Source organism: Symbiopectobacterium sp. RP (assembly GCF_050472005.1).
Lineage (GTDB): Bacteria > Pseudomonadota > Gammaproteobacteria > Enterobacterales > Enterobacteriaceae > Symbiopectobacterium.
This window is the reverse complement of sequence record NZ_JBGOGS010000001.1, coordinates 2,218,892-2,232,329: the sequence shown is the minus strand read 5'-3', so window position 1 is coordinate 2,232,329 and position 13,438 is coordinate 2,218,892. Positions and strand designations below refer to the sequence as shown.

Annotated in this window: 14 protein-coding genes and 3 pseudogenes; 4 read left to right on the top strand and 13 right to left on the bottom strand. The window is 52.0% G+C overall.

Annotated features, from left to right (window positions below; genetic code table 11):
• The 3 genes from mukE to cmoM are packed head-to-tail and all read right to left on the bottom strand — an operon-like array spanning window position 1 to window position 2,808.
• Window positions 1-723 carry a chromosome partition protein MukE gene (mukE, locus tag ACD630_RS14915; RefSeq protein WP_430359519.1) on the bottom strand — a complete coding sequence of 241 codons (723 nt, stop codon included), beginning with the start codon at window positions 721-723 and terminating at the stop codon, window positions 1-3.
• Window positions 704-2,026, bottom strand: a complete 1,323-nt coding sequence (mukF, locus tag ACD630_RS14910) for a chromosome partition protein MukF (RefSeq protein WP_430359518.1) — start codon at window positions 2,024-2,026, stop codon at window positions 704-706. The genes mukE and mukF overlap by 20 nt, the downstream gene beginning before the upstream one ends.
• Window positions 2,023-2,808: a tRNA uridine 5-oxyacetic acid(34) methyltransferase CmoM gene (gene cmoM, locus ACD630_RS14905; protein WP_430360064.1), complete on the bottom strand. Its 786-nt coding sequence runs from the start codon at window positions 2,806-2,808 to the stop codon at window positions 2,023-2,025. Before cmoM ends, mukF begins: the two co-directional genes overlap by 4 nt.
• A gap of 188 nt (window positions 2,809-2,996) precedes the next feature.
• On the opposite strand from cmoM, the gene elyC reads away from it, so the two are divergent.
• Window positions 2,997-3,785, top strand: a complete 789-nt coding sequence (gene elyC / locus ACD630_RS14900; protein ID WP_430359517.1) for an envelope biogenesis factor ElyC — start codon at window positions 2,997-2,999, stop codon at window positions 3,783-3,785.
• 5 nt (window positions 3,786-3,790) lie between these two features.
• On the opposite strand, the pseudogene ACD630_RS14895 reads toward elyC, so the two are convergent.
• The 7 genes and pseudogenes from ACD630_RS14895 to ACD630_RS14865 all read right to left on the bottom strand — a co-directional run bounded on the left by ACD630_RS14895 (window position 3,791) and on the right by ACD630_RS14865 (window position 9,205).
• Window positions 3,791-4,684, bottom strand: a pseudogene (locus ACD630_RS14895) (YcbJ family phosphotransferase).
• A complete protein-coding gene (locus tag ACD630_RS14890; protein WP_430359516.1) occupies window positions 4,672-4,812 on the bottom strand; it encodes a hypothetical protein in 141 nt (46 codons plus the stop codon). Before ACD630_RS14890 ends, ACD630_RS14895 begins: the two are co-directional and overlap by 13 nt.
• A 341-nt stretch (window positions 4,813-5,153) precedes the next feature.
• Window positions 5,154-5,900 carry a 3-deoxy-manno-octulosonate cytidylyltransferase gene (gene kdsB, locus ACD630_RS14885; RefSeq protein WP_430359515.1) on the bottom strand — a complete coding sequence of 249 codons (747 nt, stop codon included), beginning with the start codon at window positions 5,898-5,900 and terminating at the stop codon, window positions 5,154-5,156.
• Entirely contained in the window at window positions 5,897-6,079 is a 183-nt protein-coding gene (locus ACD630_RS14880; RefSeq protein ID WP_430359514.1) for a Trm112 family protein, read from the bottom strand. Before ACD630_RS14880 ends, kdsB begins: the two co-directional genes overlap by 4 nt.
• 44 nt (window positions 6,080-6,123) lie before the next feature.
• Window positions 6,124-7,116: a tetraacyldisaccharide 4'-kinase gene (gene lpxK / locus ACD630_RS14875; protein ID WP_430359513.1), complete on the bottom strand. Its 993-nt coding sequence runs from the start codon at window positions 7,114-7,116 to the stop codon at window positions 6,124-6,126.
• Entirely contained in the window at window positions 7,113-8,861 is a 1,749-nt protein-coding gene (gene msbA / locus ACD630_RS14870) for a lipid A ABC transporter ATP-binding protein/permease MsbA (RefSeq protein WP_430359512.1), read from the bottom strand. The genes lpxK and msbA overlap by 4 nt, the downstream gene beginning before the upstream one ends.
• Before the next feature lie 215 nt (window positions 8,862-9,076).
• Window positions 9,077-9,205 (bottom strand): transposase, encoded by a 129-nt coding sequence (locus ACD630_RS14865; protein ID WP_430359511.1) that lies wholly within the window; start codon window positions 9,203-9,205, stop codon window positions 9,077-9,079.
• Between the two features lie 110 nt (window positions 9,206-9,315).
• Here ACD630_RS14865 and ACD630_RS14860 point away from each other — a divergent pair.
• The 3 genes and pseudogenes from ACD630_RS14860 to ACD630_RS14850 all read left to right on the top strand — a co-directional run.
• Window positions 9,316-9,651 (top strand): annotated as a pseudogene (locus ACD630_RS14860) (transposase); the annotation flags it as partial.
• Window positions 9,652-9,959: 308 nt separating this feature from the next.
• On the top strand, window positions 9,960-10,709 hold the full coding sequence (gene ydfG, locus ACD630_RS14855) for a bifunctional NADP-dependent 3-hydroxy acid dehydrogenase/3-hydroxypropionate dehydrogenase YdfG (protein WP_430360063.1): 750 nt from the start codon (window positions 9,960-9,962) through the stop codon (window positions 10,707-10,709).
• 160 nt (window positions 10,710-10,869) lie between these two features.
• Window positions 10,870-11,220, top strand: a complete 351-nt coding sequence (locus tag ACD630_RS14850) for a DUF1283 family protein (RefSeq protein ID WP_430359510.1) — start codon at window positions 10,870-10,872, stop codon at window positions 11,218-11,220.
• A gap of 90 nt (window positions 11,221-11,310) precedes the next feature.
• Here the strand turns inward: ACD630_RS14850 and ACD630_RS14845 are convergent, their stop codons facing one another.
• The 3 genes and pseudogenes from ACD630_RS14845 to mlc all read right to left on the bottom strand — a co-directional run bounded on the left by ACD630_RS14845 (window position 11,311) and on the right by mlc (window position 13,405).
• Window positions 11,311-11,598, bottom strand: coding sequence for a hypothetical protein (locus ACD630_RS14845; RefSeq protein WP_430359509.1), 288 nt, complete (start codon window positions 11,596-11,598; stop codon window positions 11,311-11,313).
• Window positions 11,595-11,798 (bottom strand): hypothetical protein, encoded by a 204-nt coding sequence (locus ACD630_RS14840; RefSeq protein ID WP_430359508.1) that lies wholly within the window; start codon window positions 11,796-11,798, stop codon window positions 11,595-11,597. Before ACD630_RS14840 ends, ACD630_RS14845 begins: the two co-directional genes overlap by 4 nt.
• Before the next feature lie 409 nt (window positions 11,799-12,207).
• Window positions 12,208-13,405, bottom strand: a pseudogene (mlc, locus tag ACD630_RS14835) (sugar metabolism global transcriptional regulator Mlc).
• Window positions 13,406-13,438 lie beyond the last annotated feature (33 nt).

Here is a 13,438-nt window from a genome sequence, read left to right as displayed (position 1 = left end):
TTATTCTTCCTCTCCACTCTCTGACGCATTGTCTTGCGCACTTTCACCCTCTTCGACCTCATCGTTCAACGACAGGCCGCTATCTAACGGCAGTGCTTCGCCATCACGGATCATGCGCAACTGTGCTTCACGTGCATCGTCGCCGCTGCGCACGTCGGCACCGAAACGAAACGCCGCTTCGGTGATACGGAATTTGCTGCTGTCGTTGCCCATGAAGTAGACCATCCCCAAGCGCCGCAAGCGATTCAACGAGGTTCTAACCTTCTCCTGCAATTTCTGCCGGTCAAGATCCGAGCCGGTTGAACGTTGGTTGACCAACTTCAGCAACTTGTTTTCATCGGCCAGACTCAACAGCTCTTCATAAAGTTCCTGCTGAGTGAAAATGCCCTCTTGCGCCAGTCGCTCCGGACTGAGGTAGAGATAGCAGAGAATTTTTCCCACCATCATGTCCAACTCTGACAGCACCGAACGCGGGATCAGGGTGGTCGATCGCGGACGCAGATAGAAGAAACCTTCCGGCGCGCGGATCAGTTCCACGTTATAGCGTGCGTAGAACTCCTCCAACACGTCCTGAAAATCCATCAGGTAAGCATGGTTCTCCAGCTCTTCCACGCCGATATGTCGTCCCGCACGCAGTTGGCTATCGAGCGCGGGAAACAGGGTATTGGCTAACGCCGTTGCCAGTTTAGCTGGCATGATTTTATCAATAGTTGTCGATGACATGGGCCTGTACCTTGGCTCCGTAATCATTGATTGACTGCCATAGCGCAGGCAATCCGGTGAAATCCGCTTCGGCCACACCCAGACGCACCGCCTGGTCGACCACGATTCGTGCCACATCAAAATGCTGCGCCCGGGGATAGTGACTTAGGTAATCGCGTACCACGTCCACTAGGTTGAGCGGGATGCGCTCGGTTTTATATTTTTGCAGCGCCGCTTCTATCAGCGCGGCGATCTGTTCGCGCATTTCGCTGAATTCTTCATACTCCAGCTCCGGTGGCAATTCGCCTGTCACTTCATCACTACGCAGCGCCAGCTCTTCATCGCGCATGTCCAGCAGACGATCGGCATTGGCAAAGGTCAACGCCCAGGGCTGGTCAAAATAATTTTGCACCGACTGGCGCAGGCGCTGAGCGAATACCCGGTTTTTATCCATATCAATGGCGGTACGGATAAACTTGTGGACGTGCCTGTCATAGCCAATCCACAGATCGATAGTTTGCTGCCCCCAGCTGATGATGCGGTCAAGCTTGGCTTGCAAATCGAACACCAGTTTATCAACAAACTCGAGCTCAGGATGCTGCATCGTCGCCTCCTGGATCTGCAACAAGCTGGTTTGCAACTTATCACCCGCCGCTTCCAATGTGTCCTGCAATTCACGCAGGATGCCGGAGGTTTCTGTCAGCAAATGCTCACAACTGGAGATGGCGGCGCGCCAATCTTGCGTCAGCAGAGCAGCGATATCATCTTTCACCCCCTGCTGCTGCTCGTCCATCACACGCTGAGAAAGATCGATACTGTCAAAAATTTCCGCCACCGAATATTTAAGCGGCGCGAATACATTACGGTGCCAGTGGAACTCATCGCCCCCCTCTTCTGCGGCCTCCGCCGCGCGCAACAGTTCTTGCGCTACAATAGATAGTTGCATAGACAGGCGCAGAGTCGAAAACTCGCGCTGGCGGATGTAATAGTCGGTGATGCCAATACCGAGCGGCGTCAGCCGGTAGATGGCATTGCCATCCGCCATTTCACTGACAAAGCGATTCACCAAACGCTGGCGTACCAAATCGTTGATGGCGTTATTGGCACGCATTGCCACGGTTTCATGGGTTTGTTCAAATCCCTTGCTGACGTGACGAAAGGCATCCACCAGTTCCCCTTCACTCATTTCGCCATCCATCCGCTCGCTGTTCAGCGTGGCAATCGCCAGCAGAAACGCCAAGCGTTCGGTGGGGAGTGACAGGGAAAAATCATTTTTTCGCGCCCAGGCAACCAGTTCCGGCACTGTCTGGGAAAAATCACTCATAGAGCATCCTTTATAGGGCGTTTACGCGCCATGACATGAATATAGCGTCCCAGGCTAACAAAAGGCTCCTGGCGACAATAGCGCTGTTCCAACGCTAACAATTCCTCGAAATTATCGATTTGTTGCTGCTTGTTCTGCAAGTAGTCATGAAACACCCGTACACCGGTCTTTCCTTCAATCGTCATCCCCAACGCATCGAGCCAGCCATAAACCTGCTGAGGATCGAGGGGATGATCCGGCGACAGCGAACGTCGTTTGCGCTTTGGCATACCGGCTTGCACATAGGAAAAATTACCCAGCACCATATTGCGCAGCAAAAGTGCATGATGATTATAAAACATCAGCGAAAAAACACCGTCAGGAGCCAGACAATCCGTTAACGTCCGCAATATCGCCTGCGGATCGGCTACCCATTCCAGCACTGCATGGAACAAGATTAAATCCGCCGGATACGCCATATGATCCGCAATATCCTGCGCGGCACAGGGAACGAAACGCATATTATCGGCTACGCCCTGTTCCTGAGCGATGCTGCTGGCGCGGTGAATCATCTCATCTGAAACATCGCACAACAAGACCTGATGTCCTAAAGCCGCCAACCGACAGGCCATGTGCCCTTCACCACCGCCCGCATCAAGAATCCGCAAAGGCCGGTCAGGCAATGTTTTCAGCAACGCATCCAAATCCTGCCACAGCACCGCCTGACGCACCTGGCCTTTGGTGGTGCCATAGATATTACGGGCAAACTTTTCGGCGATATCGTTAAAATTGCGATCTTGCATTGTGCTGCGTTCCACGTCATCGTTAGGGCGATCGTCTGGCACGGAGTGCCCTCATATACCCGATGTTCGGGTATAACGCCATATTTCCTTCAACCTGTTGTTTTGGCACAGGCGGCACAAGAATAAACCGCCTGACCGCACGATATTTTGCCGGATGCCGTTTTTTCACCCAAAGGGAACCTGATTTCATGCTGTTTACCCTAAAAAAAGTCGTTGGCGGATTGCTGCAACCGCTCCCATTATTGCTGGTGCTGATGGGCGTTGGTCTGGCGCTGCTGTGGTTCTCGCGCTGGCAACGAGGGGGAAAAGCCGTTATTTCCTGCGCCTGGCTGGCGTTATTGCTGCTGAGTGTGCAACCCATCGCCGATAAGCTGCTGCTGCCGTTGGAAAGCCACTACACGACTTGGCAGGCAAGCGCAGCACCGATTCCGTATATCGTGGTGCTGGGCGGTGGCTATACCTACAACCCGGCATGGGCACCGAGCGCCAATTTAATCGGTAACAGCCTGTCACGGGTGACCGAAGGCGTACGTCTTTATCATGCCAATCCCGGCACAAAACTGATTTTCACTGGCGCAGCCGCACAGGGAAATCCGATGAGCAGCGCACAAACCGCTGCGTTGGTCGCGGAGAGTCTGGGGATTCCGCGCGAGGATATCATCACGCTGGATACGCCGCGCGACACGGAAGAAGAAGCCGCGGGCACGGCGGCCTTTATCGGACAACAGCCTTTTCTGCTAGTGACATCAGCCAGTCATCTGCCGCGAGCCATGGTGTTCTTCCAGGCGCAAGGACTGCATCCTATACCGGCCCCCGCCAATCAGTTGGCCATTACCAGCGCGCTCAATCCGTGGGAAAAAATATTCCCTTCAGCGTTTTATCTGTCTCACAGTGAACGTGCCTGGTATGAGACCCTAGGCTTACTGTGGCAACGGTTGAAAGGCAGCGAAAGGCCGCCAGAAGCGGCGTCGAACTGAGAGATCTATTCCAGCCACGGAGTCAATTCGCGCGTGGCGCGATCGAACAGCGCGCGATCCAATTGTCCGGTGTGAAGGTAGCGAGAAGCCGCTTCCCAAATGACGTAAAGCCAGCGACGATAGACAAAATTTTCCGCCAACGGTGCTTTTTGCAGGTAGCGATAGAGTAACGCTTCCGACATACCCGGCTCGCACAGGCGAAACATGTCATATTCTCTGGGAGCCCACAACATCATGCCGGGGTTGATCATCGCCAGCAATTGATCGCTGCGCGGGTCTTTGAGCATACTGCGCAGCGATAAATTACCGTGCACCAACACGCAACCGTCATCAAAATCATCAAACAAGGCATCAAGACACTGGCGCGAGCGATACAACACGCTGCGATCTTCCTTCGTCAGTAACGGTGCACCTACATTCAATAACGTTGACCAAAGCACCTCCAACCGCTGTTCGTACCAACTGAGCCAATCGTTATCCTGCGTGCTATCCATGCTGCCCACACAGCCGTGACTATCGATGCGGTGCCAGCGCAGCATGCTTTCAACCACATGATCCATCAGCTATGCCCAACGCTCGGGGGTGCGCGTTGGCGCTTCGACTGATACACCGCGCAGGCGCTCAATCAACAGCAGCTCTTTGTAGGGGGCTTCCTGGGTGATCACCACACCGTACAGCGTCGGCAAGCGTACATCCCCCTCGCGCTCCAGCATGGAAAGCTTGTACGCTTCTTGCTGCGCGATGCCCTGACAAACATAGCTTTTCGCCAACAGCGGCATGGCGTTGCCGTTATTGTCATACAGGGCGTATAAGTGTACGTAGGGTTGCTCACTGATGCGTTCGAGCCGGCTTAATTTTTCCCCCAACACCGTGCTTAATTCAGCCTTCAAATGTTCCATACCTTGCTAAACCTCGCTCCTGCTTCAGGATCCCGCGTGTCATCATGCGGTGGACCGCCGTCAATTTCTTCAATATAGATCAAATAAAGGGCTTTGTTGAATAATAGGTAATCATGCTGTTTTTCCATGCCAGTTTTGGTTGAAAATGCTTGTCATCTCAGGTGTACATTTTTCTCATGAGGCCTAACTGCATGATTTTACGTTGCGAGGATCCGTCGTTTCGCTGGGCTGCCAGCATAAAATCTATTTATTCAACAAAGCCCAAATAAAGTGCCATCGGCAGGCGGTATACCGGTTTTGGCGCAAGGCGAGAAGTGATGTCACAAGCAAGTGGGGGAGTAGATAAAAACGTCACGTTCCCCTTCGTCATCCTCGGCGAAAGCAGGGGATCTCTGCGAGAATAAAGGCGTTTCGTCGCAAGAGATTCCCGCCTCCGCGGGAATGACGGAGGGAGCGTAAGTAGCAAGCGTTACAGCATCACCGCCCGCACGCGCTGTAAATCTTCTGGCGTATCTACGCCGACGCTGGGCACAGCCTGCGCTACCGCGACATGGATTTTCTCGCCGTACCACAGCACACGTAACTGTTCGAGCAGTTCGATCTGCTCAAGGCTACTGGGTTGCCAGGTCACATAACGACGGATAAACCCTGCGCGATAAGCGTAGATGCCAATATGGCGTAAGAAGTGGTCGCCAATCGTCTCCTTGTTTTGAGCAAAACGCTCGCGATCCCAAGGAATGGTGGCGCGGGAAAAATAGAGCGCGTAGCCCTGCGCATCCATCACCACTTTTACCGCATTGGGGTTAAACGCCTCTTCTGCTGTGGTGATAGGTACGGCTAACGTCGCCATCCCGGCCTGACACACGGCCAGATTATCCGCCACCTGACGAATAATCACCGGAGGAATCAAGGGTTCATCCCCTTGGACGTTAACGATGATTTCATCATCCGGGAATTGGTAACGCTCGATAACCTCTGCCAAACGTTCCGTACCAGAATGGTGATCGGGGCTAGTCAGACACACTTCCCCGCCAGCCAGTTCCACCGCACGTTGAACGTCAGGATGATCCGTCGCGACAATAACACGGCTGGCACCGGACTCCAAGGCGCGTTCCATCACATGCACCACCATCGGCTTACCGTTGATATCGGCCAGCGGCTTTCCCGGTAAGCGCGTCGAGGCATAGCGCGCAGGTATGATCGCAGTAAAACTCATTGTGTTATCTCATCTGCGGGAATTTTACGCGCTTCGTCTTCCAGCAGGACCGGAATACCATCACGCACCGGATAGGCCAAAGCATCCGTTTTACAAATCAGTTCCAGCTTCTCTTTGTTGTAGTACAAGCGTCCGTTGCATACCGGACAGGCAACGATCTCGAGTAAACGGTGATCCATGCATCCTCCATTAAAGGTGCTTACAAACAAAATAGGTAGCCAGGTTACGCGCGCGGCGAAGGCAACAGTGACGTTATCTTATCCAGCAATAGCGATGCTCCAGGCTCGGCAAGTTGCGCATCTACCGGTACGTACCACCAGTTAGCCTGGGCGAAAGCGCGGCACTTCACCGCATCTTTTTCCGTCATCAGCAATGGCTGCTGATTATCCTCGGTCAGCGCTTGAATGGCTTCTGGCAAATAAGTTTGGTGATCGGCAAACGTGACTTCGCGCACAACGTTTACGCCTTGAGCCCGTAGCGTGGCAAAAAATCGGGGAGGATGACCAATGCCTGCCATGGCGACACTTCCGGTCAAAGTAGCCACCGGGCAGGTTTCTCCCGTGAGTACATTAATCGCGTCAGCCGGTTGCAAATGCATGGCTATTTCGCCGAACCGGGATACGCCACCGTTAACCACAATGGCATCCACACTGCGAAAACGATCGGCCCGTTCGCGCATAGGCCCGGCGGGCAGCCACCAGCCGTTACCAAAACGACGCTCACCGTCCACTACCACAATCTCGATATCCCGCGCCAGCGCATAGTGCTGTAAACCATCATCGGTGACAATCACATCAAGCTGCTGACGCGCCAGTAGCGCTTCAATGGCATCGCGCCGCACAGGGGATACCGCCACCGCAGCGCCCGTGCGCTGGTAAATCAGCACTGGCTCATCTCCCGCTTGCGCCGTAGATACCGAGGCATCCACCACCAGCGGATAGCGCTCCGCCTTGCCACCGTAGCCACGCGATACCACGCCAACGCGATACCCTTGGCGTTGCAGTTGCTCCACCAGCCAGACCACCAGCGGCGTTTTACCATTTCCACCGGCGGTCAGGTTTCCCACAACCGCTACCGGGATAGGCGCGCGCCAAGCACGACGCCAGCCAGCACGATAGCTATAGCGGATAACCGCCGTTATCAGTCCGTACAACATCGCCAAAGGGATCAGCAGCCAGTAGAGCCGCGATTCACCAGACCAGATGCGCGCTATCATTCGCCAAACTGCATTTTATGCAACTGTGCGTAAGCGCCATTTTTCGCCAGCAGCTCCGCGTGCGGCCCGCGTTCAATAATTTGCCCGTCCTCAACGACCAGAATCTCATCAGCACTCTCGATGGTAGACAAACGGTGCGCAATCACCAACGCGGTACGATCTTTTTGCAGCTCATCCAGCGCAGCCTGAATCGCTCGTTCTGATTCTGTATCCAGTGCTGACGTGGCTTCATCCAGCACCAGAATCGGACAATCACGCAGCAATGCGCGTGCAATGGCGATACGCTGACGTTGCCCGCCAGAGAGCAATACGCCATTTTCACCGATAATCGTATCCAGTCCGTTATCCATTTTGCTAATAAAGTCCATCGCATGGGCCATTTTAGCTGCGCGCTCGATGTCTTCTCGCGAGTAGCGATCGCCGCAGGCATACGAGATATTATTAGCAATGGTGTCGTTAAACAGGTGCACGTGTTGCGACACTAGTGCGACCTGACGACGCAGCGAGGAGAGCGTATAGTCGCGCAGGTCATGCCCATCCAGCAGGATCTCACCGGATTGAATGTCGTAAAAACGCGTGATCAGATTGGCGATAGTGGACTTGCCGGAACCCGAACGCCCAACCAACGCCACCGTTTTACCCGGAGGAATGTGCAGACTGACATTCCTCAACGCCAATGTCTCTTTGGTCGGATAGGAAAAACTGACGTTGCGGAATTCCAAATCGCCTTCGGCCCTTTCCAGCACTCGCGTACCTTCGTCTTTCTCCTGCTCCATATCCAGAATGGCAAACAGCGTTTGGCAGGCTGCCATGCCGCGTTGAAACTGGGCATTGACGTTAGTTAACGATTTAAGCGGACGCATCAGGGCGATCATCGAGGAGAATACCACGGTAATGGTCCCGGCCGTCAGCGTATCCATCACACTCGGGAAGCTGGCGGCATAGAGCACAAATGCCAGCGCCAGAGACGCAATCAACTGGATAATCGGATCAGAAATCGCTGACGCCGAAACCATTTTCATGCCTTGGGTACGAATGCGGTTACTGACTTTATCAAAACGCGCCACTTCAACGTCCTGACCGCCGAAAATCAGCACTTCTTTATGGCCTTTCAGCATCTGCTCGGCGCTGGCCGTCACCTGCCCCATGGTGTTCTGAATATTTTTGCTGATATTACGAAAGCGTTTAGATACCACGCGGATCGCAATAGCCACGATGGGAGCGATAACAATCAGGATAATAGACAGCTGCCAACTGTAGTAAAACATCAGCACAAACAGACCGATAATCGATGCACCTTCACGCACCAACGTAATCAACGCGACGGATGAGGACGAAGCCACCTGTTCAGAATCATAGGTAATGCGAGAGAGCAGTGTTCCCGTTGATTGCTGATCGAAGAAGCCTACGGGCATACCCATGATATGGCTAAACAAGCGACGGCGCATATTCATGACCACCTTGCCCGATACCCAAGAGACGCAGTAGGCGGACACATAACCGGTTACCCCGCGTACCAGCATCAGGCCCATCACCACCAGTGGCATCCACAGCAGAATGCTGCGATCGGTTTTCCCAACCCCTTCATCCAGCAAAGGCTTCAACAGCGAGAGCATCAGCGTGTCACCAGCCGCATTGATGATAAGCGCAATTGCCGCCGCGGCTAAGCCCGCCTTAAAGGGAGAAATCATCGGCCACAGGCGACGGAAGGTCCGCCAAGTGGAGAGATCTTTATCATTCAGCATGCATTAAACCTGAATTATTTATAAATAGCCGCTTATTCTACTCACTATCGCGCTTTACGCCAAACCACTGATGATACCAAAACGGCAATAGCCGCTCACGATAGGGTAAAACCTGCCAGCGTTCGTTGAAAAAACGTACACTGATTTGTCCTGACTGCGCCGTATAGACCCAATGATGCCCCGCGTTGCGATATAGCCAAGAGACTTAATTTTGATTACACCATATGGACTGAGAACAAAATCTCTGTATCGCAACCACTCTCTCTTTTTTTGCTTTTTGCTTGTGCCCATTTATGCTCAATTGGGTTAAGATCTGGCGAATATGTAGGCAAATACTCTACCATATACCCTGCATGGAGTTATGCTCATTTCTGGTGTACGGGGTTTCGGGGAGGGGGGCGTATCCTGCTGATTGATTTCGTGGATGATTTCAACAACAGAGAGATGATACCCCATGAAAAAGTCTACCCTACAGCTCTCCGCAGAACCAGATATTGCCGGTGATCCCTTGCATGAACTCATTCGTAATGGTGCCAGACAGCTGATAGCTGCCGCCGTTGAGGTTGAGCTCGAAGCCATGCTGCAACAACATGCTGAACGCCGCCTTGACGACGGGCGTCATGCTGTCGTTCGTAACGGCTATTTGCCACAGCGAACCATACAGACGGGTATTGGGGATGTTGAAATTAAAGTGCCCAAGGTCAGGGATCGCAGCGGCAACGGAATATGCTTCAACAGCGCGTTGTGGCCGCCTTATCTGAAACGTGCAAAAAGCGTCGAAGAGTTGCTATAGCCAACCGATTTAAAAATGATTACAGCCAATGCCCTGAATATGTGGCAAAAAAATACAGCTAATTGTTATCAAAATAATGTCGCTTGGCTATAAGCCCTTCGTGCCAAGTTGGAACCGGGTGCAATCAGCCTTTCCTGACATACTGGAACGCTTTTATCAAGCTGTTGAAGCAGATAACGCTATCGCGTAACAGTAGTCACTGTATGCCTTTTTCCGGTAAGCTGTTGTCATCTCTGACATTCCGCCATGAACCCTTTTGGTATCACGACGAGTTTGCACTAATGGAATCAGACGTGAGGACTACCATGATTATTTTTGTTACTGGCGCAACAGCGGGTTTCGGTACAGCGATTACGCGTAAATTCATTCAGGCGGGCCACCGCGTTATTGCCAGCGGTCGACGTCAGGATCGTCTGGATGCACTGAAGGCGGAGCTGGGTGAGTCAGTGTATACGGTGACCTTTGACGTGCGCGATCGTCAATCGGTTGAAAGCGCGATTGCCGCCCTGTCCGCCGATTGGCGCAATGTTGACGTGCTGGTCAACAACGCTGGGTTGGCGCTTGGGTTAGAGCCCGCTTATAACACCCAGTTGGATGATTGGGAAACAATGATCGACACCAATAACAAAGGGTTGGTATACATGACCCGCGCTGTGTTGCCTGAAATGGTTAAGCGCAATCAGGGCCATGTGATCAATATCGGCTCAACCGCAGGCAACTGGCCCTATGCTGGCGGGAACGTTTATGGTGCCACCAAAGCATTTGTGCGCCAGTTTAGCCTGGGCCTGCGTGCTGATTTGTTCGGCACTCAAGTACGTGTTACCAATATCGAGCCGGGGCTGGTTGGCGGCACCGAATTCTCATCGGTCAGATTCAAAGGCAATGAGGACAAGGTTTCCAAAACCTACGACAACACTCAGCCCTTAACCGCAGAGGACGTTGCTGAAGCCGTGTTCTGGGTGGCAACGCTGCCTGCACACGTCAATATCAATACGTTGGAGATGATGCCGGTGAGCCAATCCTATGCGGGGTTGAGCGTACATCGAGACGCATAAAACTTATCTCCCTTGTCGGTGTAATAGGATGCGCGTGATGTTATAGAGTTATTGCAGACAAGAATGCTATAGTGTTTTTGTTGCGATGCTAACACCCGCGTAATCAGCGCGTTTGTGGAAACATCGCGGGTCATCACCCTTTAGTTCTTCAGGATGAAACATGAACAATCAAACCCTCAAATTACTGCGACGTGTACTGTTCCCCCTGTCGCTGCTCGTTTTGGCCGGTGCATGGCAGGCTAATGCTCTCGCAGATACCCGCCACATCATTGTGGAATCAGGCGATAGTGCGCTCTCCAAAGAAGCGGCGCGTCAAAGCAAAGAGCAATGGGATAGCACCCGTTCACTGCGTAACAAAGTGAATAACCTCAGAGAGAAAGAATTCGACAAGTTCGACAAATCCATTGATTTGCAAGAGAAATGTAATACTAGCAGCAACGTTAATGCCTATTGGGAAGCCAATAGCGACCGCTGCCTGGATCGCCGCACGGGTCGTGCGATAACGCCTTGATCTTATCTATTGTGTTTATGCCTGGCTTCAATGCCAGGCATTTTGTTCTGACTGAATCACAGACCAGATATCGCGTTCATGTTCACGGCATCAAGTTGTTCTGTTTTCTGGTTTTTTTCTGTCTTTATGCTTTCCAATTCTGCTGCTTTTGTTACGGATGCTGTTCTGGTTATGGGCATAAACAAAACCGGTATAAGCGGTCCCCATAGTGGTTCCCACTATTGCACTGGCGGCGTGTCCGCTAAAGGGCAATGCGCATGCCGCCGTGTAGGCAGAGACAATAACAGATGCACGACTCGCTATGGTATTTAACGTACAATCCATAATGGCTTTGCGCGTATAATCCTCTTTTTTACGCATCGCTAATTTGACACTCAATGCCCGATTTTTTTTCGAAATGCATTAATTCCACGATAGCAAAAGTCATCACCAAATTCGCCAATAAGATTAACGGTAGACCTGCCGACAATATTCCCCATTAAGCCGCTCATTGAACCAGATAACGCGTTAGAAACGACATCCATACCAATATCTACTGCCGTTTGATTGCCAGAATAAAGAATACCAGAAGCTGTCACAGCAGCCAGTGACAGTTGGTCATGGCTTTGTTGAATAATAGTGAGTCATGCTGTTTTTTCAGCCAGTTTTGGTAGAAAATGCTTGTCACCTCAGGTTTACAGTTTTCTTATGAGGCCTAACTGCATGATTTTGCGTTGCGAGGATCTGTCGTTTCACCGGGGGTGAAGCATAAAATATGTTTATTCAACAAAGCCGGTATTGGCTGTAATCATTTTTAAATCGGTTGGCTATACTTGTAACAAAAAGACGCGTTAACATGGATATAAGCTCCGGAGGTCCCACCTGAAAATAAAAAACACAGCAAAAAGGCTTCCAATAGTGAAAGTCTAGGTGATGTACTTCAGGCAGTGCTTGCGTTAGCACAATGTTTTGTAATCCATGAAACGTTTTATAAATTTTTGTGCCACATCAGCCTTGCAACAGTTTCACCAGCAGCGAACCGTTGTACAACGCCTCTTTGACCAGCGCCGCGCCCGGCATGGTACCCTGATTATAAAACGCAGTAGATTCCACCTGTATATTGTGGCTGTAGGCAGGCAAAGACTGTTGTCGAACACAATCTAAGATCGCTGGATGCAGAATACTCGCGGCCTTATTTAAGGGAGATCCAACCAGAATTTTGTCCGGATTGAAAAGGTTAACCATAATAGCCGCGATACGGCCCACATTGTTGCCAACTCCGTTAATAACGTCTTTGGCTAATTGGTCCCCTCTCAGCGCGGCATCGCAGAGCGTCTCTACGGTAAGCGGTGAACCGTTCAGCAATGAGCTCATCGAACCATTCAGGCGCTGTTGTGCCAGTTCGAGCATGCTTTCAATACTGGCAAGGGTTTCCAGACAGCCGTTATTACCGCAATAGCAGCGCTTGCCGTAGGGATCGACTTGGGTATGGCCGATTTCAACCAGATTACGGCTGCCCGCATGGAGTAAGTGGCCGCCGATGATGACCCCCGTGCCGACATTGTGATCGATAACAATCTGGATAACGTTTTGCGAACCCCGCGCGGCGCCATACATCGCTTCGGCCATGGTCCAAGCGTAAATGTCGTACTGTAGGAAGACTAGTAATCCGGTGCTGCTTTCTAACGCCGGACCTAACGCCATCTCCTCGACTGCATGCATAAAATGGCATGGTGAATAATCCCAGCGACGTAATGGCGATTGCCGTTAGCCGCTCCAGTTTGCGTTGGTGACGAATAAAAAACTGGTCGACTTCTTGCAGGATGCGTTCCAGCAGCGGTTACGGATGGTCGCTCGGCAGGTTGACGCAATCCTCAACAACCAGCGAATTACTGAGATCGCTCAGCGACAGCGTGATCTCCTCACGGCCAATTCTGACTGAAAGGTAGTGCCAAGCATCGGTATCCAGCAATAATCCAATCGCAGGACGACCACGGCTGCCGACATCTTAGTACTCTGTCTCTTTCACCAGATGCGCTTCCATCAATTCGCGCACGATCTTGGTGATACTGGCTGGGGCCAATTGGGCCAGTTTTGATAATTCAATGCGAGATACGGGGCCGTGCAGGTCAATGAGCCGGTATACCGCACCGGCGTTCATTTGCTTAATTTGATCGATATGTCCGGGTTGACCATCCGCAATCACAAAACGGCTCCTACTGTCTACGAATTGCCACGC